The following is a 23,124-nucleotide window of genomic DNA, read 5'->3' on the forward strand; positions in this document are numbered from 1 at the left end:
GGCTATCTGTTCCGCACGCCGCCGGGCTGGTCGATGATGGCCATGGGGCCGCCCAACCACGTCAAGGACGGCATCCAGCCGCTGGCGGGCGTCATCGAGACGGACTGGCTGCCCTTCCCCTTCACGATGAACTGGATCTTCACTCGCCCCGGCACGGTGCGGTTCGAGAAGGGCGAGACCTTCTGTTTCCTGATGCTGCTGCAGGACAAGGCCATCGAGTCGTTCCAGCCGGTGATCCGCTCGATGAACTCCAATCCCGAGCTGCGCCGCCAGTACGACGTCTGGGCCGAGAAGCGCACCGAGTTCAACAACCTGATCTTCAAGCGCGACCCCGAGGCCACCAAGGAGGCCTGGCAGCGCTTCTACTTCAAGGGCGAGTACCCCGAGGAGATCAAGGCGGAGGCGCCCAGCCACCACGTCAACAAGCGCCGGCTGAAGTCGCCCAAGCTGGGGGTTTAGGCGCCGGCCTGATCCTTCCGCATGGGCGCCAAGCGCCGCCGTGACTTCGTTCGTCTTCCCCCTTAGGGTCGCCCGTAAACGCGCCTGAGGGCCATGGGGGAAATCGAATGAATCGTCGCCTGACAGCGCTGGCCGCCTTGTTGCTCATGTCTGGATCGGCCCTGGCTCAGACGGCCGGGACCCCGAGCGCGCCGGCCGCCAGCGCGGCCAAGCCTGACAAGCCCGAGAAGTGGAACGTCAACGCGCCCCAGGGCGTCGCCACGCGCGAGGTGCGCATCGCGGTCGACAACGGCACCTGGATGAATGTCGACGTCTCGCGCGACGGCAAGCTGATCGCCTTCGACATGCTGGGCGACATCTATGTCATGCCGATCGCGGGCGGGACGCCGACGCGGATCGCCGAGGGCCTGGCCTATGACCAACAGCCGCGCTTCTCGCCGGACGGCAAGCGGATCGCCTTCACCTCGGACCGTGGCGGCGGCGACAACATCTGGGTGATGAACGCCGACGGGAGCGACAAGCGCCAGGTGACCAAGGAGGACTTCCGCCTCCTGAACCAGCCCAGCTGGAGCCCGGACGGCCGGTTCATCGTGGCCAAGAAGCACTTCACCACGGGCCGCTCGCTCGGCACCGGCGAGGTGTGGGTCTACCACGTCTCGGGCGGCGGCGGCGTCCAGTTGGTCAAGCGCGCCAGCGAAGCGCTGCAGAAGGAGCTGGGCGAGCCGATCTACGCGGCCGACGGCAAGAGCGTGTTCTACACCCGCAACGTCACGCCCGGCCCGATCTTCGAATACGCCCAGGACTCCAACACCGCCCTGTTCGACATCGAGCGCTACGACCTCGAGACCGGCGAGGTGACGACCGCCGTGTCCGGCCTGGGCGGGTCGGTGCGTCCGACCCCGTCGCCGGACGGGAGCAAGATCGCCTTCGTCCGCCGCGAGCGGACCAAGTCCAAGCTCTATGTGAAGGACCTGACCTCGGGCGAGGAGCGCAAGGTCTATGACGCTCTGGATCAAGACGTGCAGGAGACCTGGGCGGTCACCGGCGTCTATCCGAACATGGCCTGGACGCCGGACGGCGCCAGCGTGGTGTTCTGGGCCGGCGGCAAGATCCGGCGCGTGAACGTGGCCGACGGCGCGTCCAGCGAGATTCCCTTCAAGATCGACGACACCCGCGTCGTGATCGACGCGGTCCATCCCGAGGTCGCGGTCGCTCCCGATCGCTTCACCACCAAGATGCCCCGCTGGGCCAGCGTCTCGCCGGACGGCAAGTCGGTGGTGTTCGAAACCCTCGGCAAGCTCTGGGTCAAGTCCACGGCGGGCGGCGAGCCACGCCGGCTGGTCTCGGGCGACGAGGCCGAGTTCGAGCTCTATCCGTCCTGGTCGCGCGATGGCCGCACGATCGTCTTCGTCGGCTGGAGCGACGCGGGCCTGGGCCGTCTGCGCACGGTGGCCGCCAGCGGCGGGGCGGCCAAGGACGTGATCGCCCAGCCGGGCCACTATGGCGCGCCGCGCTTCTCGCCAGACGGCAAGACGATCGTGTTCGAGCGCCGGGGCGGCGGCGGCCTGACTTCGCCGCGGTGGTCGCAGGATCCGGGCGTGTATCGCGTGGCCGCCTCGGGCGGCGCCCCGGTTCGGATCTCGCGCGGCGGCGGCGATCCGCAGTTCGGCGCGTCCAACGACCGCGTGTTCATGCTGATGTCCGAGAAGGACAAGCGCCAGCTGGTCAGCACCGACCTGAACGGCCAGGCCAAGCGCGTCCACGCCAGCGGCGACATGGTCACTGCCTACCAGGTCTCGCCCGACGGCCGGAACGTGGCCTTCCGCCAGAACTACGAGGCCTTCGTCATGCCGCTGATGCCCGGGACCCAGGAGGTCTCGGTCGATCAGAAGGGCGGGCCGCTGCCGGTGACGCGGGTCAGCGCCGAGGGCGCCGACTTCATCAACTGGTCCAAGGACGGCAAGCAGGTCCACTGGAGCATGGGACCGACCCTGTTCACCGCCGAGACCGACGCGCTCTATGCCAACGCGCCCGCCGCCGACGGCGCGAGCAAGGACGAGGGCAAGTTCAAGCCGGTCAAGACTGGCCTCCCGTTGTCGATGGAGGCGGTCGCCGACAAGCCGACCGGCGTCGTCGCCCTGACCGGCGCGCGCGTCGTCACCATGGCCGACAAGAGCGGCGGAATCATCGACAACGGCGTGATCGTCATCAAGGGCGACCGCATCGTCGCGGTGGGGCCAAAGGCCAGCACGCCCGTGCCCGCCGACGCCAAGGTGGTCGATGTCGCGGGCAAGACCATCATCCCCGGCCTCGTCGACGCCCACGCCCACGGACCGCAGGGCGATGACGACCTGGTGCCGCAGCAGAACTGGTCGGCCATGGCCAACCTGGCCATGGGGACGACCACGATCCACGATCCGTCGTCCCGGGCCGCCGAGATCTTCGTCGCCGCCGAGCTGCAACGCGCCGGCAAGATCCTGGCCCCGCGCACCTTCTCCACCGGCGAGATCATCTATGGGGCCAAGGCCGCCGGGGTCTATGCCGAGATCAACAGCCTGGACGACGCCCTGGCCCATGTCCGCCGGCTGAAGGCCCAGGGCGCCCACAGCGTCAAGAACTACAACCAGCCGCGCCGGGACCAGCGCCAGATGGTGGTGGTCGCGGCCCAGAAGGAGGGCATGGAGGTCGTGCCGGAGGGCGGGTCGCTGTACGCCATGGACGTAACCCTGGTCCAGGACGGCAACGCCACCGTCGAGCACAACCTGCCGGTCGATCGCTTCTACGACGACATCGTCAGCCTGTGGTCGCAGAGCAAGACCAACTACACGCCGACCCTGGTGGTCGCCTATGGCGGCCTGGCGGGGGATCCCTACTGGCGCCAGCACATGGACGTCTGGGCCCACCCGCTGCTGTCCAAGCACGCGCCGCCGGCCCTATTGGCGGCCCGCAACGTGCGCCGCCAGGCCGCGCCGGAAGAGGACTATGTCGACGGCGCCACCGCGCGCGAGGCCAAGAAGCTGGCCGATCGCGGCGTGCAGGTGGCCATCGGCGCGCACGGCCAGCAGGCCGGCCTCGGCGCGCACTGGGAGCTGTGGTCGTTCGTCCGCGGCGGTTGGAGCCCGGTCGAGGCCCTGGCGGCCGGCACGATCAACGCGGCCCGCTCGCTGGGCTACGCCAAGGACGTCGGGTCGCTGGAGGCGGGCAAGCTGGCCGACCTGCTGGTGCTGGACGCCGATCCTACCGTCGACATCCGCAACAGCGATAAGCTGTACCGCGTGATGCTGGGCGGGCGGCTCTACGATCCGGCGACCCTGAACGAGACCGTGACCGGCAAGCGCGTCCGCCAGCCCTACTGGTGGGAGCGTTCGGGCGAGACCTGGAGCGGCGGCCAGGGCGGCGCCGACCACACCGACGACGTCGGGTAGGGGCTGGCTAAAACAGTGTCATCCCGGCCGTAGCGCAGCGGAGCGCCGGGACACAGGGGCCGCGCGCTCGGCGTTCACGCACCCCCTGGGTCCCGGATAAGCCCTGTGGGCTTTCCGGGATGACAGGATTTGGGGAGCGGTCGTTTGCCCCTTAAGCCGCCTTCACCGCGCCGGCGATCGACTTGACCACCTTCTTGACCAGGGCCGGGTCGTCGCCCTCGGCCATGATGCGGATCAGGGGCTCGGTGCCCGAGGCGCGGACGACGATGCGGCCCGAACCGTTCAGCTGGGCCTCGCCGTCGGCGATGGCCTCCTTGACCGTCTTGGCCTCCAGCGGCTTGCCGCCGGCGAAGCGGACGTTTTCCAGGAGCTGCGGCACCGGCTCGAACTGGCGGCTCAGCGCGCTCATCGGCTGGCCGCTCTCGACCATCACCGCCAGCACCTGCAGGGCGGCGATCAGGCCGTCGCCCGTGGTCGAGAAGTCCGACAGGATCAGGTGGCCCGACTGCTCGCCGCCGACATTGAAGCCGCCTTCGCGCATGCGCTGCATGACATAGCGGTCGCCCACGGCGGTGCGCTCCAGCGACATCCCAAGGGCGTTCAGATGGCGTTCCAGGCCGAGGTTCGACATGACGGTGGCGACCACGCCGCCGCCCTTCAGCGCGCCGTCCTTGGCGAAGGCGCCGGCGATGATCGCCATGATCTGGTCGCCGTCGACGACCACGCCCTTCTCGTCGCAGATCACCAGGCGGTCGGCGTCGCCGTCCAGGGCGATGCCGATGTCGGCGCGGTACTCGCGGACCATCTTGGCCATGGCCTCGGGATGGGTCGAGCCGCACTCCTCGTTGATGTTGGTGCCATCCGGCGACACGCCCAGCGAGATGACCTCGGCGCCCAGCTCATAGAGGGCGGTCGGGGCGACCCTGTAGGCCGCGCCGTTGGCGCAATCGATGACGATCCGCAGGCCCGACAGGTTGCGATGGCGCGGGAAGGTCGCCTTGACGATCTCGACATAGCGCGCCTGGGCGTCGTCGATCCGCTTGACCCGGCCCAGCTCGCGCGGGGCGGCGAGGCCCTCCTGCAGGCCCTCGTCCATCAGGGCCTCGATCTTCAGCTCCTGCTCGTCCGACAGCTTGTAGCCGTCGGGGCCGAACAGCTTGATGCCGTTGTCGGCGAAGTTGTTGTGGCTGGCCGAGATCATGACGCCCAGGTCCGCGCGCATCGAGCGGGTCATCATGGCGACGGCCGGCGTCGGCAGCGGGCCGAACAGGCGCACGTCCAGGCCGACGCTGGTCAGGCCCGCGACCAGGGCCGGTTCGATCATGTAGCCCGACAGGCGGGTGTCCTTGCCGATCACCACCAGGTGGCGGCGCTCGTCCTGCGAGCGGAACAGCTTGCCGGCCGCCAGGCCGACGCGCAGGGCCACCTCGGCCGTCATGGGGTGCTTGTTGGCCTGGCCCCGGATGCCGTCGGTGCCGAAATAGGCGCGCTTGCTCATATGATTTCGTCGTCTCTTGGCGAGCGTACAGTCGTTGGGTCGCTCATTGCCCCAATTCTGAGCCATTCAGAAGAGATTGGCTTGCTGAAATTCGGCGCGCGAAACGATCCGAAATGCAGATTTATCAGAGCCAATCCAGGACGAGTGCTAAACGCGGCTTCGCAAAGCGAACGCCCGCGCACGATCCGGTGACGCGTTCTACAAGGGATCATGGCCCATGTGCGGCATTATCGGCATCGTCGGCAAGCAACCGGTCGCCGACCGTCTGATCGAGAGCCTCAAGCGCCTGGAGTACCGCGGCTACGATTCGGCGGGGATCGCCGGCGTGGTCGGCGACCGCATCGAGCGCCGTCGGGCCCAGGGCAAGATCAAGGCGCTGGAGGCGGTTCTCGCCGACCAGCCCCTGCCCGCGACCACCGGCATCGGCCATACCCGCTGGGCCACCCACGGGGCGCCGAACGTCAAGAACGCCCACCCGCACACGGCCGGCCGCGTCACCCTGGTCCATAACGGCATCATCGAGAACTTCGCGGAGCTTAAGGCCGAGCTGGCCGCCGCCGGCCGGACGTTCGAGAGCGACACCGACACCGAGGTGATCGCCCAGCTGATCGACGCCCAGCTGGCGACGGGCCTCGCGCCCCTGGACGCCTTCAAGGCCACGCTGGACCGCCTGACCGGCGCCTACGCCCTGGCCGTGCTGATCGAGGGCGAGGCCGACCTGATCCTGGGCGCCCGCCGCGGCAGCCCGCTGGTGGTGGGCGAGGGGCAGGGCGAGATGTTCCTGGGCTCGGACGCCCTGGCCGTCGGCCCCTTCACCAACCGGGTGATCTATCTGGAGGAGGGCGACTACGTGGCCCTCGACCATGACAGCTGCCGCATCTTCGACGCCTCGGGCGCGGCGGTGACCCGGCCCGTGCGCGTGGTGCCGACCTCGTCGGTGATGCTGGAGAAGGGCAACTACCGGCACTTCATGGAAAAGGAGATCCATGACCAGCCGGAGGGCTGCCAGCGCACGATCGCGGCCTATGTCGACACCCTGACTTCGAAGGCTTCGATCCCTGGCGATATCGACTTCGCCAAGTTGGAGCGCATCCAGGTCGTGGCTTGCGGCACCTCGTACATCGCCGGCGTCGTCGGCAAGTATCTGATCGAACAGCTGGCCGACCTGCCGGTCGACGTCGAGATCGCCTCGGAGTTCCGCTATCGCGAGCCGGCGATCCGCAAGGACGCCCTGGTCGTCGCCATGTCGCAGTCGGGCGAGACCGCCGACACCTTGGCGGCCCTGCGCTACTGCAAGGCCAAGGGCATGAAGAGCGCGGTGGTGGTCAACGCCCAGGAATCCACGATGGCTCGCGAGGTCGACGTGGTCTGGCCGATCCATTGCGGTCCGGAGATCGGCGTGGCCTCGACCAAGGCCTTCACGGCCCAGGTCAGCGTGATGATCGCCCTGGCGATCGCCGCCGCCAAGGCGCGGGGGACGATCGACGCGGCCGAGGAGCAGCGCCTGGTGAAGGTGCTGCTGGAAGCCCCGCGCCTGATCGCCGAGGCGATCGGCCTGGAAGACGCCATCAAGGAGATCGCCGCCGACGTCGCCAAGGCCCGCGACGTGCTCTACCTCGGTCGCGGCCCGATGTCGGCCCTGGCCCTGGAAGGCGCGCTGAAGCTGAAGGAGATCAGCTACATCCACGCCGAGGGCTACGCCGCCGGCGAGCTGAAGCACGGCCCGATCGCCCTGGTCGACGACCAGACGCCGATCGTGATCCTTGCGCCCCACGACAGCTATTTCGAGAAGTCGGCCTCGAACATGAGCGAGGTGATGGCGCGCGGCGGCCAGGTGATCTTCATCACCGACACCGAAGGCGTGAAGCACGCGCCGGCGGGGGCCAAGGTGGTGGTGACGGCGCCAGCCTCGGATCCGCTGGTCTCGACCCTGGTGATGTCGGCGCCGATCCAGCTGCTGGCCTACCACGTCGCCGTGGTGAAGGGCGCTGACGTCGACCAGCCGCGGAACCTGGCGAAATCGGTGACGGTGGAGTGATCTAGCCGTTCAGGGCGGAGTGCTTGCGCGAATACCCGAAATACACCGCGCAGGCCCCCGCCACCCAGGCCGCGAACAGCGCCCAGGTGTCCAGCGGCAGGCCGATGATCAGATAGCCGCAGAAGGCCACGCTGGCGATCGGCAGCAGCGGGTAGAGGGGGGCGCGGTAGCTCCTCGGCAGGTCCGGCTGGGTCCGGCGCAGGATGATCACGCCCAGTGAGACGATGGCGAAGGCGATCAGCGTGCCCATGCTGGTCAGGTTGACCAGCACGTCCAGCGGCACGAACGCCGCCAGGATCGCGATGAAGGCGGCGACGATGTAGGTGTTGAGGTCCGGGCTGCGGGTCTTCGGATGCAGGCGCTGGAACACCTTGGGCAGCAGGCCGTCGCGGCTCATGGCGTAGAGGATCCGCGTCTGGCCGTACATGACGACCAGCGTGATCGAGAAGATCGAGACGATCGCCCCCACGCACAGCACCAGCGAGGTCCAAGCCTGGCCGGTTAGGTTCCTCAGGATCACGGCGAGACCGGCTTCCTGGCCCTTGAAGGCGGTCCAGGGCTGGGCGCCGACGGCGGCCAGGGCCACCAGGATGTAGATCGCGGTGACGATCAACAGGGACAGGACGATGCCCAGCGGCAGGGTTCGGCGCGGATCCTTGACCTCCTCGCCGGCCGTCGAGACCGCGTCGATGCCGATGTACGAGAAGAAGATCGACGAGGCGGCCGCGCCCACGCCGGCCACGCCCATCGGCATGAACGGCGTCAGGTTGCGGGCCTGGAAACCGCTGAAGGCGATGACGACGAAGAACAGCAGGACCAGCAGCTTCAGCACCACCAGGACGGCGTTGGCGGTCGCCGACTCCTTCACGCCGCGCAGCAGCAGCACCATGCAGGCGCCGACCAGGACGACGGCCGGCAAGTTGACCACGCCGCCCGCCCCCGGCGGCTTGGCGATGGCGTCGGGCAGCCGCCAGCCGACCAGGTCGACCAGCATCTCGTTCAGGTACTGCCCCCAGCCCACGGCGATCGCCGAAGCCGAGACGGCGTATTCCAGCAGCAGGCAGGCGCCGACGATGAAGGCCACGAACTCGCCCAGCGTCGCGTAGGCGTAGGAATAGGACGAGCCCGACACCGGAATGGTCGAGGCCAGCTCGGCGTAGCACAGGGCCGTCAGGGCGGCGGTGATCCCGGCCAGCACGAACGAAAGGATCACGGCTGGCCCGGCGGCGGGCACCGCGGTGGTCAGGGCCACGAAGATGCCGGTGCCGATCGTGGCCCCGACGCCCAGCATGGTCAGCTGAAAAAGGCCGATCGAGCGGTGCAGGCTCTCGGGCGGGTGCTCGCCCTCGATCTGGGCGACAGGCTTGCGGCGCAGAAGGTCGGCCGCGTGGAACGGGGCCATGGCGGCTCCTTCACGGAAAATCAGGCGGCGCCTATGAACGCCGCCCGCCTCGCCGTCAACCGCGCGGCTTCAGCAGATAGTCCCGCGTCAGCGGAACCGCATCGCGCTTCTTGGCCAGCTGGATCTGGAAGACCATGTGGCCGCCGTGACGGAAGCCCAGCTCCGCGCCCGCCAGATAGAACTCCCACATCCGCCGGAACCGTTGGTCGAACATCTGGGGGATGTCCGGATCGGCCATGAACCGCTCGCGCCAGATGCGGCAGGTCTCGGCGTAGTGCAGCCGCAGAATCTCGATGTCGGTGATCCAGAGGCCGGCCTTCTCGATCGCCGCGACGATCTCCGACAGGCCCGGGATATAGCCGCCGGGGAAGATATACTTCTGGGTGAAGGCGTTGGTCGCGCCGGGGCCGTGCATCTTGCCGATCGAATGCACCAGGGCCACGCCGTCCTCGTCGAGCAGGCGGGCGATGGTTTCGAAATAGGTCTGGAAATTCGGCGCGCCGACATGCTCGAGCATGCCGACCGAGACGATGCGGTCGAACGGCTCGTTCAAGTCGCGATAGTCGGTCAGGCGGAAGTCGATCTTGTCCGACAGCCCGGCCTTCTCCGCCCGCTGCTTCGCCAGCGCCAGCTGTTCGGTCGACAGGGTCACCCCGGTCATCCGCGCCCCGAAATCCTTGGCGAGCGTCATCGACAGCCCGCCCCATCCCGAGCCGATGTCCAGGGTCTTCATGCCGGGCTTAATCAGCAGCTTGCGGCCGATCAGCGCCTTCTTGGCGGCTTGGGCCTCCTCCAGCGACATGTCCGGACGCTCGAAATAGGCGCACGAATACTGCATGTCGGCGTCGAGGAAGCGCCGGTAGAGGTCGTTGGACAGGTCGTAGTGGTGGGCGACGTTGCGGCGCGAGGCGACGCGGTCGTTGACCTGCTGGATCCGGCGCTTCAGGGCCTTGCGGAACCGGCTGAACGCCGAGCCGCGTTTGGGTTTGCGCCCGCCGCTCTCGCCGACGATGGTCAGGAGGTCCGAGATCGTACCCTGCTCAAAGACGATGTCGCCCTCCATATAGCCTTCGCCGAGGCCCAGGCTGGGATTGGCCAGGCGGCGCAGGCCCCGGCTGTTGATCCGGATGACGACGGGCGGGCCGGAGCCGTCTCCGGCCTTAACGATGCGACCGCCGGGCAGGTGCGCCGTCAGGTCGCCGGACTTGATCATCTTGGCGAGGAGAGCTTCGATCATGCGACCAACTTAAGCGGTCCCGGGCCCGCGACAACCTGTCGCACACGGAGGAAAGCGCATGGCGATCGAAATGATCCCGATCGGGCGGGTCGAGGGCGGCCGCGACGTTCCCGAGGACGACGATTGGGGCGAGAGCCGCGCCCGCATCGTTCTGGACCCGGAGCGGTTTGACGACGAGGCGCTGATGGGCCTCGACACCTTCAGTCATGCTGAGATCGTCTACGTGTTCGACAAGGTGACCGACGACCAGATCGTCACCGGCGCCCGCCACCCGCGCGGCAACAAGGCCTGGCCGCGCATCGGCATCTTCGCCCAGCGCGGCAAGAACCGGCCGAACCGCATCGGCGTGACGGTCTGCGAGGTCGTGGCCGTCAAGGGGCGGACGCTGGAGGTGAAGGGGCTGGACGCCATCGACGGCACGCCCGTGCTCGACATCAAGCCGGTGATGAGCGGCTTCGCCCCGCGTGGCGAGGTCCGCGAGCCCGACTGGGCGCGCGAGATCATGGCCGCCTACTGGTAGGTCGGCCTACATCTTCCGGATTTCAGGACAGGCGTCGGGTTCGGCCGTCCAGCTGATGCTGGCGATCTTCCAGGCGCCGTCGGCCTTGACCAGGGTGAAGACGTCCAGCCCGCAATGGATGCTCTTGCCGTTGATCGAAAGCTCGTACGGCGCTGAAACGGTCGCCAGTCCGCCGCGGCGAATGATGACCGGCGACCACATCCATTCCTTGGCCCCGGACGGAGGCTTGGTCCCGAAAGTCTCCTCGAAGCCGAAGCGGCGCAGGGCGGTTTGGCCGTCGGGTCGACTGGTCAACGACATCAGCTGGGCGTTGGGCAGCAGGGTCGCGCGCATGGCCGCGACGTCGCTCTTCTCGAAGCCGTCGAAGAAAGCCTGGGCGGTCGCCAGCACCGCCTTGTCCTCGGCGTCGGCGGGCGGGGGCGCGGCGGTCTGGACCGCGGCGGCGATCAGCAGGGCGAGCATGGTCTTTGATCAAGCCTCGTCGGAAAGGCGGCGCAGGAAGGCCTGGGCGGCCTCCTTGTGGCGGGGCTTCAGCGTCCGACCCAGGATCGCCATCAGGGCCGCGAACACCGCCGCGTCGTCGGTGAAGCCGATCACAGGAAGGATGTCGGGCAGGGCGTCAGTGGGCAGGACGAAATAGGCCAGGGCCGCCAGCATCATGCCCTTGGCCGCCGTGGGTGTCTCGGGATCGCGGGCGCACCACCAGACCGACAGGGCGTCGGCGGCGAACGGGACCTTGGCCGCGACCTTGCGGATCTTGGGCAGGAAGCCGCGCTCGACCCGCTCCTCGTTGACGCGCACGGTGGCGGGGACCAGCGCCTTGGCCGGGTCCAGCACGTCGTTGACGTTTACGTCGGGGGACGGTTTGGCGTCGCCGCTCATCGGTCTAAACCTCTGTTCCAAGTTCGATCCTAAACGCGAACCGATCAAACGCGAAGCTAAGGGGAAACGCCCATGAAACTCGACAACACCGTCGCCGCCGTCGTCACCGGCGGCGCTTCGGGCCTCGGCGAGGCCACCGCCCGCGCCCTGGCGGCGCAAGGCGTCAAGGTCGCCATCTTCGACATGAACGAAGCGCGCGGCGAAGAGGTCGCCAAGGAAATCGGCGGCGTGTTCTGCAAGGTCAATGTGACCAGCGACGCCGACGTCGACGCCGGCTTCGAGAAGGCCCGCGCCGCCCACGGCCAGGAGCGCATCCTGGTCAACTGCGCCGGCACCGGCAACGCGGCCAAGACCGCCAGCCGCGACAAGACCACCGGCGAGACCAAGCACTTCCCGCTCGACGCCTTCGACCGCATCATCCAGATCAACCTGGTCGGCACGTTCCGCTGCATCGCCAAGTCGGCCAAGGGCATGCTGGACCTGGAGCCGCTGCAGGACGGCGAGCGCGGCGCGATCGTCAACACCGCCAGCGTCGCGGCCGAGGACGGCCAGATGGGCCAGGCGGCCTATTCGGCCTCGAAGGGCGGCGTTGTCGGCATGACCCTGCCGATCGCTCGCGACCTGATGGGCGAGGGCATTCGCGTCAACACCATCCTGCCGGGCATCTTCAACACCCCGCTGATGAACGGCGCGCCCGAAGCCGTGAAGGCGGGCCTGGCCGCCTCGGTGCCGTTCCCCAAGCGCCTGGGCAATCCCGAGGAGTACGCCCAGCTGGCGCTGACGATGATCACCTGCGGCTACTTCAACGGCGAGGATGTCCGCCTGGACGGCGGCATCCGCATGGCGCCGCGGTAAGGCGGACAGTTCCTCCCCCGCCAGCGGGGGAGGTGGCCCAGAGGGCCGGAGGGGGCGAGCTGGGCGCAAGCCGCATTGGCCCCCTCAGTCACTCCGTGACAGCTCCCCCGCATCGCGGGGGAGCATCTGCTTCTCTACTTCGCTTCCGGCCGGACGATCGTGCTGGCTAGGTTCGCCATGATCTCGCGGGCGTCGTAGGCGCGGGGATCGCCCTGCGGCTTCTGGCCCTTGTGCATCACGATCTCGGCGCCGGCCTCGAACTTCTCGACCGTGCGAATCTGAGCGCGGTCGGCGAAGAAGGGGTCACCCCAGAAAGGGTCCCAGGTCCGCCAGCCATAAGACGGGCCGTAATAGCGCCAGGACGGGCGCCAATAGCCGTACGGACCCCAGCCGAACGCGGGACGGGCCAGCGGGTCGGGCTCGACATAGGTGCGGGCGGTGCGATCGGTGCGGTGGTCGGCGGTCTCGAACCAGTCGTAACCCTGCTGCACGGTCAGCTCGGCCGACCGATAAAGCAGATAGCGCTCGACCGTTTCGCGCGAGGTCAGGCTGTTGCCCGCGAAACTGACGCGATAGCGGTCGCCTTCCAGCTTCTGCTCGGAGAAGCCGCCCGTAACGGCGCCCGAGGTCACCTTGGGCTGATACGGAGTGGGGGTGGCGCAGGCGGATAGCCCCGCGGCGATCGCCAGAGCCGCGGCGACGGCGACCTTTTTCATGGACATGACTTGCTCCTTCAAGCGGAGTCCTCAGTGTTTGGAGTCAACTCTGGCCGGGCTTTGTGGTTTCGCCAAGGCGCAGTTTGCAACCGTCTTGAAATCTAGGGTGTCGGGATCACCCGCGCGAGACGATCAGGATCGCGGCGGTGATCAGCAGCACGCCGACCAGCAGGGCGAACCCGCGCCGGAACCCGGGCTCGTTCATGCGGCTGGACAGGGCCGCGCCGCCCAGGCCGTAGCTGGACATGCTGATCAGGTCCATGCCGATGGTCGCGCAGGCGAACATGACGAGCTGCGGGGCCAAGGGTCTTTTGATGTCCAGGAACGGCGGCAGCACGCCCGAGAAGAACAGCAGGATCTTCGGATTGGCGATCTGGACCATGAAGCCGTCGAGGAAGGCCGAGCGCCCGGCCCGCACCGTGGCCGAGGCGTGGCTTTCGAGGTTCTTGATCCCAGCCCACAGCGACTTCAGCCCCAGCCACACCAGATAGGCCGCTCCGCCCAGCGCCAGGACGTGGAAGGCCTTGGGGAAGGCGATGATCAGGGCGCCCAGGCCCAGGGCCGAGCCGGTGAACCAGACCAGGGTGGCGGTGTTCATGCCGACCACGCCCAGCAGCGCCGCGCCCTTGCCGCGCTCCATGCCGGTGGCGATGGCGAACAGATTGGCCGGTCCCGGCGTGATGGCCATGACGAACATGGCGACCAGGAAGGCGCCGTAGCGGGCGGGATCGACGGGCAGGTGGTCCATGGCGCGGATATAGGCCGCCGCGCCATGCCAATCCAAGCGGAGCTTAGGCCCCGATCACCGCATAGACCCAGATCGCCCGGCCCAGGGCGCCGAACACCAGCACCGCCGTCGCCAGCGCCTGGATGACGAAGCCCAGCTCGCGCTTCTTCGGATCGGCGGCGTAGCCGAGGGCGTAGATGATCCGGCCGACGATCCACACCACGCCCATAGCGGCCGCGAACAGATCGTTCCAGTAGATGGCGAACAGCCACAGCGCCGGCAGATAGATGACCAGCCACTCGACCGTATTGGCCTGGACGCGGATGTGGCGCTCCAGCTCGGGATCGCCGGTCATGGCGGGGGCGTCGATGCCGGTCCGCCGGCGCGCGCCGGGAATGCGCAGGATCATCCAGACATAGACCAGCAGGGACAGCAGGGTGACGATCGCCACCAGGGCGTGGGACTGATGCATGCTTAGTTCCTCCCCGCGGCTTCGCGCCGCTACGCAGCGACACTATTCGTATTCGCCCTGAGTTTGCACGCGGCGATCACAGGCCTATCAGACGCGCGCACGCCGGGAACCCGGCCGGGTTTCGTTCGCTCCTAGGACTGAACGACCCCTTCGCGGAGGCTTCGTAAAGCCATGCATGTGGACTCCACGGCGATCCGGGAGATCGACTACTCCCCCGAGCACGGCAAGCTGTTCGTCACGTTCAGCGACGGCGACGAATACGTCTATGTCGGCGTCCCCGAGCGCGTCGGCCAGGCGTTCTTCCGCGCGCCGTCCAAGGGGCGGTTCTTCCAGCGGATGATCCGCGACCGGTATCCGTACAATCGGGTCTAGCGCCAAAAGGAAAGGGCGCCGCGAGTTGCCTCGCGACGCCCTTCAATCTTCAAGCTTTTAACCGCGCCTAGCCGCGCTTGTCGCGCTTGGCCAGAACCCGCAGGCGCAGGGCGTTCAGCTTGATGAAGCCGCCGGCGTCGCGGTGGTCGTAGGCGACCTTGCCTTCCTCGAAGGTGACCAGGTCCTGGTCGTACAGCGAGTAGGGGCTGGTGCGGCCGATCACGGTGACGTTGCCCTTGTAGAGCTTCACGCGCACCTGACCCGAGACCTTGGTCTGGCTGTAGTCGATGGCGGCCTGCAGCATCTCGCGCTCGGGCGAGAACCAGAAGCCGTTGTAGATCAAGCTGGCGTACTTCGGCATCAGCTCGTCCTTCAGGTGCATCGCGCCGCGGTCCAGCGTGATGCTCTCGATGCCGCGGTGGGCGGCCAGCAGGATCGTGCCGCCGGGGGTCTCGTAGACGCCGCGCGACTTCATGCCGACGAAGCGGTTCTCGACCAGGTCGAGGCGGCCGATGCCGTTGTCGCGGCCCAGCTCGTTCAGCTTGGTCAGCAGCGCAGCCGGGCTCATCGCCACGCCGTCGATGGCGACCGGGTCGCCCTTCTCGAAGTCGATGGTGATGATGGTCGGCTTGTCCGGCGCGTCTTCCGGCGCGATCGTGCGCATGTGGACGAACTCGGGGGCCTCGACCGCCGGGTCTTCCAGGACCTTACCTTCCGAGCTTGAGTGCAGCAGGTTGGCGTCGACGCTGAACGGCGCTTCGCCGCGCTTGTCCTTGGTGATCTGGATCTGGTGCTTCTCGGCGAAGTCCAGCAGGGCCTCGCGGGACTTGAAGTCCCACTCGCGCCAGGGGGCGATCACGGTGATGTCGGGCTCGAGGCCGTAGTAGCCGAGCTCGAAGCGGACCTGGTCGTTGCCCTTGCCGGTCGCGCCGTGGCTGACGGCGTCGGCGCCGGTCTTGCGGGCGATCTCGATCTGCTTCTTGGCGATCAGCGGACGGGCGATCGAGGTGCCCAGCAGGTACTGGCCCTCATAGACCGTGTTGGCGCGGAACATCGGGAAGACGTAGTCGCGGACGAACTCCTCGCGGACGTCCTCGATGAAGATGTTCTCGGGCTTCACGCCGGCGGCCAGGGCCTTGGCGCGCGCCGGTTCGATCTCTTCGCCCTGGCCGAGGTCGGCCGTGAAGGTCACGACTTCCGCGCCGTACTCGGTCTGCAGCCACTTCAGGATGATCGAGGTGTCGAGGCCGCCCGAATAGGCGAGCACGACCTTCTTCACGGACTTGTCGGCCATGAGGGGTCCTTCCGGAGAGAAACACAAAGTCGCGCGCCTTCAACGGGATCAGGACGCGCGGGTCAAGCTCAAATGAGCGCGGCTAGAGATGACCCTCATCCTGCAGCGTCTTGATGACGAACCGCAGGTGGAACAGCTGGGAGAGCGCCAGGCTGGCGGCGATCGTGGCGCGGACCAGGAAGATGATGGTCGCCTGCACCGGATCGGTCGTGAAGGTCGCTTGGGTCAGGGTGAAGGACAGCAGCACGACGATCGCGATCAACGGGATCGCGAGCAGGCCGAGCGGCTTGGAAAGGCGCGCGAGCGGCTGGCCGTCGCGGCTCCACAGCATCGGGATCGAGACGTCCTTGCCGATCCGCTTCCACGCGCCCTGGGCGGTGGCGGCGATGATGGCCAGGGCGGCGATCGACAAACCGTCGCCCAGGACGCGGAGGGTCGTCTCCACCGCCTACACCGTCACCTGGGCGCCCAGCTCGACCACGCGGCCGGGCGGGATCTTGAAGAAGTCCGTCGGATTGGCGGCGTTCTTCATCAGGTAGATGAACAGGCGGTCCTGCCACAGCGGCATGCCGCTGTTGGCCGACGGCACGATCGAGCGTCTCCCCAAGAAGAAGCTGGTGGCCATGATGTCGAACTTCAGCCCCTGCTTGCGACACACGGCCAGGGCCTTGGGGATGTTCGGGCTTTCCATGAAGCCGTAGTTGACGATGACCTTCTTGAAGTCGTCGTTGACCTTCTCGATCTTGACCCGGTCCTCCTCGTTGACGCGGGGCGTCTCGGTGGTGCGGACCGTCAGGATGACGTTGCGCTCGTGCAGGACCTTGTTGTGCTTGAGGTTGTGCATCAGGGCGACCGGCGTCATGTCCGGGTCGGAGGTCAGGAAGATCGCCGTGCCGGGCGCGCGGTGCGGCGCCCGCGCGCGCAGGATCTCCATCAGGTCGACCAGGGGCACGCTGTCGCGGCGGGTCTTGGCCGACAGGATCGCCGCCCCGCGGGTCCAGGTCCACATGATCAGCACCAGGACGCCGCCGAACACCAGCGGCAGCCAGGCGCCGTCGGGGATCTTCAGCATGTTCGAGGCGATGAACACCATGTCCAGGGCGGCCAGCGGCACCAGCAGCAGGGCGGTCTGGCCCAGATTCCACTTCCAGACGCGGCGGATGACGACGTAGGCCAGCAGGGTGTCGACGAACATCGCGCCGGTGACGGCGATGCCGTAGGCGCTGGCCAGCTTGTGGGAGCTCTGGAAGGCGAACAGCAGCACCAGGACGCCGATCAGCAGGAACTGATTGACCGCCGGCACGAAGATCTGGCCGGCCTGGGTTTCCGAGGTGCGCTTGATTTCGATGCGCGGCAGCAGGCCCAGCTGCACGGCCTGCTGGGTCATCGAGAAGGCGCCGGTGATCACGGCCTGGCTGGCGATGACCGTGGCGACCGTGGCCATCAGCAGCACGGGCCAATAGGCGAAGCCGGGCACCATCTCCCAGAACGGGTTGTGGCGGGCGGCCGGATGATCCAGCACCAGGGCGCCTTGGCCCAGATAGTTCAGGGCCAGGCACGGGAAGACCAGGCACAGCCACGCGGCCTGGATCGGCCGCTTCCCGAAGTGGCCCATGTCGGCGTACAGCGCCTCGGCCCCGGTCACCACCAGGAACACGCTGCCCAGGATGACAAAGCCCAGGAAGCCGTTCTCCAGCAGGAAGCGCAGGCCGTACCAGGGATTGAAGGCGCGGAAGATCGACGGGTCGTCGGCCAGATGGAAGGCGCCCAGGGCACCCAGGATCAGGAACCAGATCGCGGTGATCGGTCCGAACAGCGAGGCCATTCGGTGCGTGCCCTTGGCCTGGACCAGGAACAGGGCGATCAGGATGCCGGCCGAGATCGGCAGGATGTAGGGCGACAGGGCCTTGCCCACGTGCGGCGCGTCCTTCAGGCCCTCGACGGCCGAGAGCACCGAGATGGCGGGCGTAATGATGCCGTCGCCATAGAACAGCGCCGCCCCGATCACGCCGAGGAAGAACACGGCGACCGAGCGCTTGCGGCCCGCGCCGCCCAGGGCCTTCTGGGCCAAGGCCATCAGGGCCAGGGTGCCGCCCTCGCCCTTGTTGTCGGCGCGCATGAAGAAGATGACGTACTTGATCGTCACGAACAGGGTCATGGTCCACAGGACCAGGGACACCACGCCCAGCACCGCGTGCTCGGTCGCGGTGGTGCTGCGCGAGTGCGCCAACGCCTCGCGAAGGGCGTACAGCGGGCTGGTGCCGATGTCGCCGAAGACGACGCCGATCGAGCCCAGGGCCAGGGCCATGAAGCCATGACCCTTCACGTCATGGCCGTGCCCCGACCCATTCGGCGGGCCGCCATCCTGCGATGGAATGTCGGAAGACGCGGGGGCGCAGTCGGAAGCGGGTGCGCCTGAGGCTTCGGAAGCCATTCAATCCCTCCGGGCCGCCCTCGCAAAACGCTGTCGGCCGACCCATATCGATCAAGCGCGGCGCGATACACCCAATTTACGATGGGTTCAATCGTCCCCTAACGTCGCATCGCGCGGCGACGTCAGGATTAAACAGTTTTCAGTTGAACGCGCCCGCGACAACCTTACGTTCCCGGTAGAGATGTCCGACAGTCAAAAATTCCCCGTGGCGGCGCACGCCCTGGCCTATCTGGCGCACAAGGAGGCGTTTTCCGCCGACCGCGCCGTGGCCAGCGCCGAGCTGGCCGCCTCGGTCCCGACCAATCCGGTCGTGGTCCGCCGGGTCACCGCCATGCTGGGCAAGGCGGGGCTGATCGGCGCGCGCGCCGGCGCCAACGGCGGCGCCTGGCTGCTGAAGCCGGCCGAGGCCATCACGCTCGACGTCGTCCTGAAGGCCGTCAACGGCTGCGCCCACCTCGGCGTCGCGCCCAAGGGCGTCAAGGGCTGCCCGGTCGGCGAGAAGATTCCCGACGCGGTCCGTTCGGCCATCGAGGCGGCCGACGCCGCCGCCGCCGCGCGCCTGGGCCAGATCACGGTCGCCGACCTCCTCGCCGACGCGCACTAAGGGCTTCGGGGCGAGCCTTCAGTCGGGCTGAAAACCGACCATAGAAAAATTGCACCAACTTTTGTTGCTGATCCCCCTGGCGGTCGCGCTGGCGCTTATTACGTAATCGCTACCGTTTCAGTTCCCAATCGGAGGGATCAACCATGACCACCGTCGCCATCGCCTATCATTCCGGCTACGGCCACACCGAGGTTCTCGCCCAGAAGGTCGCCGAGGGCGTCCGTGACGCCGGCCAGACCCCGGTGCTGCTGAAGATCGAGAGCGCGGCCCAGGACTTCGGCCCGTTCATCGAGGAGATCACCAAGGCCGACGCCGTGATCTTCGGCGCGCCGACCTACATGGGTGACGTCTCGGGCGTGTTCAAAGTGTTCGCCGACGCCACCTCGGCGGCGTTCTTCACCGGCGCGTGGAAGGACAAGTTGGCCGCCGGCTTCACCAATTCGCACAGCTTCGCCGGCGACAAGGCCCACGCCTTGGCCAGCCTGACGATCCTGGCGGCCCAGCACGGCATGAACTGGATCAATCTGGGCATCGCCCCGCCGAACGTGACCGCCGCCGAGCGCGGTCCGGACACGCTCAACCGCGTTGGTTCGTTCATTGGCGTCGCCGCCCAGTCCGACAACGTTTCGCCCGAGCTCTCGCCGCCGGCTGGCGACCGCGAGACCGCCCGCCTGCTGGGCGAGCGCGTCGCCAAGGCCGCCGTCCGCTGGGCCGCCGGCGCCGCGGCGGCTGAAGCGATCACGACCAAGGCCGCCTAGTCGGTCACGGCCGCGGCCGTTCCCCTCCCAGCCGCGGCCAGGAAGGCGCGCGCCCGCCGGCGCGCGCCTTTCGACGTTTCGGACTACTCCTCTTCGCCGACCGGCTGCTCGTAGGCCGCCATCATCGCCATGTTCAGGATCTTGGACACCGAGGCCGACAGCGGCGCGATCTGCACCGATTTCGACAGGCCCAGCAGCACCGGCCCGATCACCGTGGCCCCGCCCAGCGACTGCACCAGCTTGGTCGAGATCGAAGCGGCGTGGATGGCCGGCATGACCAGGATGTTGGCGCTGTCGGTCAGGCGCATGAACGGATAGTTGGCGCGCTTTTCCGGATCCAGGGCCAGTTCGGGCGGCATTTCGCCCTCGTACTCGAAGTCGACGTCCATTTCGTCGAGCATGGCGACGGCTTCGCGCACCTTCTCCGACCGCAGACCCATCGGGTTGCCGAAGGTCGAATAGCTCATGAAGGCCACGCGCGGCTTGAAGCCCAGGCGCCGCACGGCGCGGGCCGCCTCGCAGGCGATCTCGACCAGCTCCTCGGCCTCCGGCAGCTCGGTGACGTTGGTGTCGGCCACGAAGATCGTCCGGCCCTTGGCCAGCACCACCGACATGCCCATGATCCGGCCGCCCGGCGCCGGATCGACGACGCGAAGCACCTCTTCCAGGGCCTGGTCGAAGCTGCGCGTGACGCCGGTGACCATGGCGTCGGCCTCGCCCAGGGTGACCATCGAGGCGGCGAAGCTGTTGCGGTCCTGATTGATCAGGCGTTGGACGTCGCGCTTCAGATAGCCCTGGCGCTGCAGGCGGGCGTAGAGGGCGTCCACATAGTCCGGATTGCGATCGGACAGACGCGCGTTGACGATCTCGAGGCCGGCGGTCTCGGGATCGAGGCCCACCAGCTTCATGTTTTCGTGCACCAGGTTCTCGCGGCCGCACAGGATCGACTTGCCGTAGCCGCCGGTCTGGTAGGCGTAGGCGGCGCGGATGACGCTGGGGTCCTCGCCCTCGGCGAACACGATGCGCTTGGGATTGGCCAGCACCGAGCCCGAGATCTTCTGCAGGAAGCCGGCGGTGGGATCCAGGCGCTGGGCCAGGCTGGCGCGATAGGCGTCCATGTCGGCGATCGGGCGGCGGGCGACGCCGGTGTCCATGGCGGCCTGGGCCACGAACGGCGGCACGTACCAGATCAGGCGGGGATCGAAGGCTGACGGGATGATGTAGTCCGGACCGAACTTCAGCTGGCGGCCGTGGTAGGCGGCGGCCACCTCGTCCGGAACGTCCTCGCGCGCCAGCATGGCCAGGGCCTGGGCGCAGGCGATCTTCATCTCGTGGTTCACGCGGCGGGCCCTCACGTCGAGAGCCCCGCGGAAGATGTAGGGGAAGCCCAGGACGTTGTTGACCTGGTTGGGATAGTCCGACCGGCCCGTGCCCATGATCGCGTCCTTGCGGACCCGCTTGACCTCTTCCGGGGTGATTTCCGGATCGGGATTGGCCATGGCGAAGATGACCGGGTTCGGGGCCATCGAGGCGATCATTTCGGGGGTGAAGGCGCCCTTCGCGGAAAGACCCAGCAGCACGTCCGCGCCCTGGACGGCTTCAGCCAGGGTGCGCTTGTCGGTCTTGACCGCGTGGGCGCTCTTCCACTGGTTCATGCCCTCGGTGCGGCCCTGATAGAGCACGCCCTTGGAGTCGACGGCGATGCAGTTCTCGGCCCGCACGCCCATGGCCTTGATCAGCTCCAGCGAGGCGATGCCGGCGGCGCCGGGGCCGTTCAGCACGACCTTCACGTCCTCGATCTTCTTGCCGGTGATGTGGCAGGCGTTGATCAGGCCGGCGGCGCAGATGATCGCCGTGCCGTGCTGGTCGTCGTGGAACACGGGGATGTCGAGCAGCTCCTGCAGCTCGGTCTCGATGCGGAAACACTCGGGGCTCTTGATGTCCTCCAGATTGATGCCGCCGAAGGTCACCCCGATGTTCTTGACCACCGTGATGATCTCGTCGGGATCCTTGGAGGTGACCTCGATGTCGATCGAGTCAACGTCGCCGAACCGCTTGAAGAGGACGCTCTTGCCTTCCATGACCGGCTTGGAGGCGAGCGCCCCCAGGTCGCCAAGCCCCAGGATCGCGGTGCCGTTCGAGATCACCGCCACCAGGTTGCCCTTGGACGTGTAGTCGTAGGCCGCGTCGGGATCGGCGGCGATGGCGTGGACCGGAACGGCGACGCCGGGCGAATAGGCCAGCGACAGGTCGCGCTGGGTCGCCATCGGCTTGGTCGGCACGATGGCGATCTTCCCCGGCGTGGGGTGGCGGTGGAAGGCCAAGGCCTCCGCATCGGTGAAGGTCTTGCGTTCCGCGTCGCTCATCCGGCGTTTCCCATTCCTGCTGCGCAAGTTGATCGTGGGACGCGCCGATCGATGCGAACGCGTCCTTATGCGTCTCCAGCGTAGCGACCGGGAACCGGCGTCACAACAGGCCACGCTCGCGAAAAGTCCAGCAAACGCTTGTTGGAATTGGCGTTGCGTCAACCTGAATGACCTTTCGTCACCCGTGCCGAGGTTGACCTCGAGGGGCGGATGGGCGATCAGCAAGGCGAAGAGCGTAAGAGGAAAGCCGTTGACCCAGCCCGTGAAGATCGCCGTCGCCGGCGCCCTCGGCCGCATGGGCCAGGCCGTGATCCAGGCGCTGGAAGGCCGCCACGACGTGGTGCTGGCCGCCCGCTTCGACCGCCCCGAGGCGGAAGGCGAGCTGCTGGTCAGCGCCGACGCGGCCCTGGCCGCCGCCGACGCCGTGATCGACTTCACCCTGCCGGAAGTCTCGGCCCAGCTGGCCGAAGCCGCCGCCGCTCGCGCCGTCCACCACGCCCACGCGCCGGCCCTGGTCATCGGCTCGACCGGTTTCTCGCCCGAACAGCTGGCCCGGATCGAGGCGGCCGCCCAGAAGGTCGTGATCGTCCGCTCGGGCAATTATTCGCTGGGCGTCAACATGTTGATGGGCCTGGTGCGCCAGGCCGCCGCCGCCCTGCCGGCGTCCGATTGGGACATCGAGGTCTTCGAGGCGCACCATAAGCGCAAGATCGACGCGCCGTCGGGTACGGCCCTGATGCTGGGCGAGGCGGCGGCCGAGGGGCGCGGCGTCGACCTCGGCCAGGTCGCCGACCGCGGCCGCGACGGCGTCACGGGTCCCCGCAAGGAAGGCGCGATCGGCTTTTCGGTGGTGCGCGGCGGCGGGATCGTCGGCGAGCACAGCGTGATCTTCGCCGGCGAGTCCGAGATCCTGACCCTGGCGCACTCGGCCATCGACCGTGGCCTGTTCGCCCGAGGCGCGGTGGCCGCCGCGGCCTGGACAAAGGGCAAGGCGCCAGGGCTCTATGACATGCAAGACGTGCTCGGCTTTAAGAAGTAGGGATCCAAAGCTGAGCCGGGGGGCTT

21 protein-coding genes and 1 pseudogene are annotated in these 23,124 nt (G+C 67.8%); 10 read left to right on the forward strand and 12 right to left on the reverse strand.

The window, feature by feature from the left end; all coding sequences use genetic code 11:
• The 3 genes and pseudogenes from Q0379_RS22615 to Q0379_RS22625 form a co-directional block, all read left to right on the forward strand.
• The coding region (locus Q0379_RS22615; protein WP_299017075.1) for a DUF6065 family protein at window positions 1-459 on the forward strand (459 nt) is incomplete at its 5' end.
• A 107-nt stretch (window positions 460-566) separates the two neighbouring features.
• Window positions 567-3,884 (forward strand): amidohydrolase family protein, encoded by a 3,318-nt coding sequence (locus Q0379_RS22620; RefSeq protein ID WP_299017078.1) that lies wholly within the window; start codon window positions 567-569, stop codon window positions 3,882-3,884.
• A gap of 16 nt (window positions 3,885-3,900) precedes the next feature.
• Window positions 3,901-3,981: pseudogene (locus tag Q0379_RS22625) on the forward strand (hypothetical protein); the annotation flags it as partial.
• 54 nt (window positions 3,982-4,035) lie between these two features.
• Here the strand turns inward: Q0379_RS22625 and glmM are convergent.
• A complete protein-coding gene (gene glmM, locus Q0379_RS22630; protein ID WP_299017081.1) occupies window positions 4,036-5,382 on the reverse strand; it encodes a phosphoglucosamine mutase in 1,347 nt (448 codons plus the stop codon).
• A 217-nt stretch (window positions 5,383-5,599) separates the two neighbouring features.
• Between glmM and glmS the strand changes: the two genes are divergently transcribed.
• Entirely contained in the window at window positions 5,600-7,420 is a 1,821-nt protein-coding gene (glmS, locus tag Q0379_RS22635) for a glutamine--fructose-6-phosphate transaminase (isomerizing) (RefSeq protein WP_299017083.1), read from the forward strand.
• Window position 7,421: 1 nt separating this feature from the next.
• Here the strand turns inward: glmS and Q0379_RS22640 are convergent, their stop codons facing one another.
• Window positions 7,422-8,822 (reverse strand): amino acid permease, encoded by a 1,401-nt coding sequence (locus tag Q0379_RS22640; protein WP_299017085.1) that lies wholly within the window; start codon window positions 8,820-8,822, stop codon window positions 7,422-7,424.
• A 55-nt stretch (window positions 8,823-8,877) separates the two neighbouring features.
• Window positions 8,878-10,059 (reverse strand): cyclopropane-fatty-acyl-phospholipid synthase family protein, encoded by a 1,182-nt coding sequence (locus tag Q0379_RS22645; protein WP_299017087.1) that lies wholly within the window; start codon window positions 10,057-10,059, stop codon window positions 8,878-8,880.
• A 58-nt stretch (window positions 10,060-10,117) separates the two neighbouring features.
• On the opposite strand from Q0379_RS22645, the gene Q0379_RS22650 reads away from it, so the two are divergent.
• On the forward strand, window positions 10,118-10,579 hold the full coding sequence (locus Q0379_RS22650) for an SAM-dependent methyltransferase (RefSeq protein ID WP_299017089.1): 462 nt from the start codon (window positions 10,118-10,120) through the stop codon (window positions 10,577-10,579).
• Window positions 10,580-10,585: 6 nt separating this feature from the next.
• Here the strand turns inward: Q0379_RS22650 and Q0379_RS22655 are convergent, their stop codons facing one another.
• Window positions 10,586-11,041 (reverse strand): nuclear transport factor 2 family protein, encoded by a 456-nt coding sequence (locus tag Q0379_RS22655; RefSeq protein ID WP_299017091.1) that lies wholly within the window; start codon window positions 11,039-11,041, stop codon window positions 10,586-10,588.
• Window positions 11,042-11,050: 9 nt separating this feature from the next.
• On the reverse strand, window positions 11,051-11,461 hold the full coding sequence (locus Q0379_RS22660; RefSeq protein WP_066687431.1) for a YkvA family protein: 411 nt from the start codon (window positions 11,459-11,461) through the stop codon (window positions 11,051-11,053).
• Between the two features lie 72 nt (window positions 11,462-11,533).
• On the opposite strand from Q0379_RS22660, the gene Q0379_RS22665 reads away from it, so the two are divergent.
• On the forward strand, window positions 11,534-12,316 hold the full coding sequence (locus tag Q0379_RS22665) for an SDR family NAD(P)-dependent oxidoreductase (RefSeq protein WP_013077323.1): 783 nt from the start codon (window positions 11,534-11,536) through the stop codon (window positions 12,314-12,316).
• Window positions 12,317-12,450: 134 nt separating this feature from the next.
• Here the strand turns inward: Q0379_RS22665 and Q0379_RS22670 are convergent, their stop codons facing one another.
• The 3 genes from Q0379_RS22670 to Q0379_RS22680 form a co-directional block, all read right to left on the reverse strand.
• The gene (locus Q0379_RS22670) at window positions 12,451-13,038 is read right to left on the reverse strand and encodes a hypothetical protein (RefSeq protein WP_299017104.1); all 588 of its coding nucleotides are present in this window, start codon (window positions 13,036-13,038) and stop codon (window positions 12,451-12,453) included.
• Between the two features lie 109 nt (window positions 13,039-13,147).
• Window positions 13,148-13,816, reverse strand: coding sequence for a LysE family translocator (locus Q0379_RS22675; protein WP_299017106.1), 669 nt, complete (start codon window positions 13,814-13,816; stop codon window positions 13,148-13,150).
• Between the two features lie 7 nt (window positions 13,817-13,823).
• Window positions 13,824-14,231 carry an MAPEG family protein gene (locus Q0379_RS22680; RefSeq protein WP_299017108.1) on the reverse strand — a complete coding sequence of 136 codons (408 nt, stop codon included), beginning with the start codon at window positions 14,229-14,231 and terminating at the stop codon, window positions 13,824-13,826.
• 171 nt (window positions 14,232-14,402) lie between these two features.
• Between Q0379_RS22680 and Q0379_RS22685 the strand changes: the two genes are divergently transcribed.
• A complete protein-coding gene (locus Q0379_RS22685) occupies window positions 14,403-14,603 on the forward strand; it encodes a KTSC domain-containing protein (protein ID WP_299017110.1) in 201 nt (66 codons plus the stop codon).
• A 67-nt stretch (window positions 14,604-14,670) separates the two neighbouring features.
• Here the strand turns inward: Q0379_RS22685 and Q0379_RS22690 are convergent, their stop codons facing one another.
• The 3 genes from Q0379_RS22690 to Q0379_RS22700 all read right to left on the reverse strand — a co-directional run bounded on the left by Q0379_RS22690 (window position 14,671) and on the right by Q0379_RS22700 (window position 18,331).
• Window positions 14,671-15,897 (reverse strand): argininosuccinate synthase, encoded by a 1,227-nt coding sequence (locus Q0379_RS22690; protein ID WP_299017111.1) that lies wholly within the window; start codon window positions 15,895-15,897, stop codon window positions 14,671-14,673.
• Window positions 15,898-15,979: 82 nt separating this feature from the next.
• Window positions 15,980-16,342, reverse strand: coding sequence for a hypothetical protein (locus Q0379_RS22695; protein WP_299017113.1), 363 nt, complete (start codon window positions 16,340-16,342; stop codon window positions 15,980-15,982).
• Window positions 16,343-16,345: 3 nt separating this feature from the next.
• Entirely contained in the window at window positions 16,346-18,331 is a 1,986-nt protein-coding gene (locus Q0379_RS22700; protein WP_299017118.1) for a potassium transporter Kup, read from the reverse strand.
• Window positions 18,332-18,512: 181 nt separating this feature from the next.
• Here Q0379_RS22700 and Q0379_RS22705 point away from each other — a divergent pair, with 181 nt between their 5' ends.
• Together Q0379_RS22705 and Q0379_RS22710 are read left to right on the forward strand one after the other, a co-directional pair.
• On the forward strand, window positions 18,513-18,935 hold the full coding sequence (locus tag Q0379_RS22705; RefSeq protein ID WP_299017121.1) for an Rrf2 family transcriptional regulator: 423 nt from the start codon (window positions 18,513-18,515) through the stop codon (window positions 18,933-18,935).
• A gap of 143 nt (window positions 18,936-19,078) precedes the next feature.
• Window positions 19,079-19,693 (forward strand): flavodoxin family protein, encoded by a 615-nt coding sequence (locus Q0379_RS22710; RefSeq protein ID WP_299017125.1) that lies wholly within the window; start codon window positions 19,079-19,081, stop codon window positions 19,691-19,693.
• 83 nt (window positions 19,694-19,776) lie between these two features.
• Here the strand turns inward: Q0379_RS22710 and Q0379_RS22715 are convergent, their stop codons facing one another.
• Window positions 19,777-22,059, reverse strand: a complete 2,283-nt coding sequence (locus Q0379_RS22715) for an NADP-dependent malic enzyme (RefSeq protein ID WP_299017128.1) — start codon at window positions 22,057-22,059, stop codon at window positions 19,777-19,779.
• A gap of 250 nt (window positions 22,060-22,309) precedes the next feature.
• On the opposite strand from Q0379_RS22715, the gene dapB reads away from it, so the two are divergent.
• Window positions 22,310-23,098 (forward strand): 4-hydroxy-tetrahydrodipicolinate reductase, encoded by a 789-nt coding sequence (gene dapB, locus Q0379_RS22720; RefSeq protein WP_299017131.1) that lies wholly within the window; start codon window positions 22,310-22,312, stop codon window positions 23,096-23,098.
• The last annotated feature ends 26 nt before the right edge of the window (window positions 23,099-23,124 follow it).

The sequence above is a fragment of the uncultured Caulobacter sp. genome (genome assembly GCF_937900395.1).
Classification (GTDB): Bacteria; Pseudomonadota; Alphaproteobacteria; order Caulobacterales; family Caulobacteraceae; genus Caulobacter.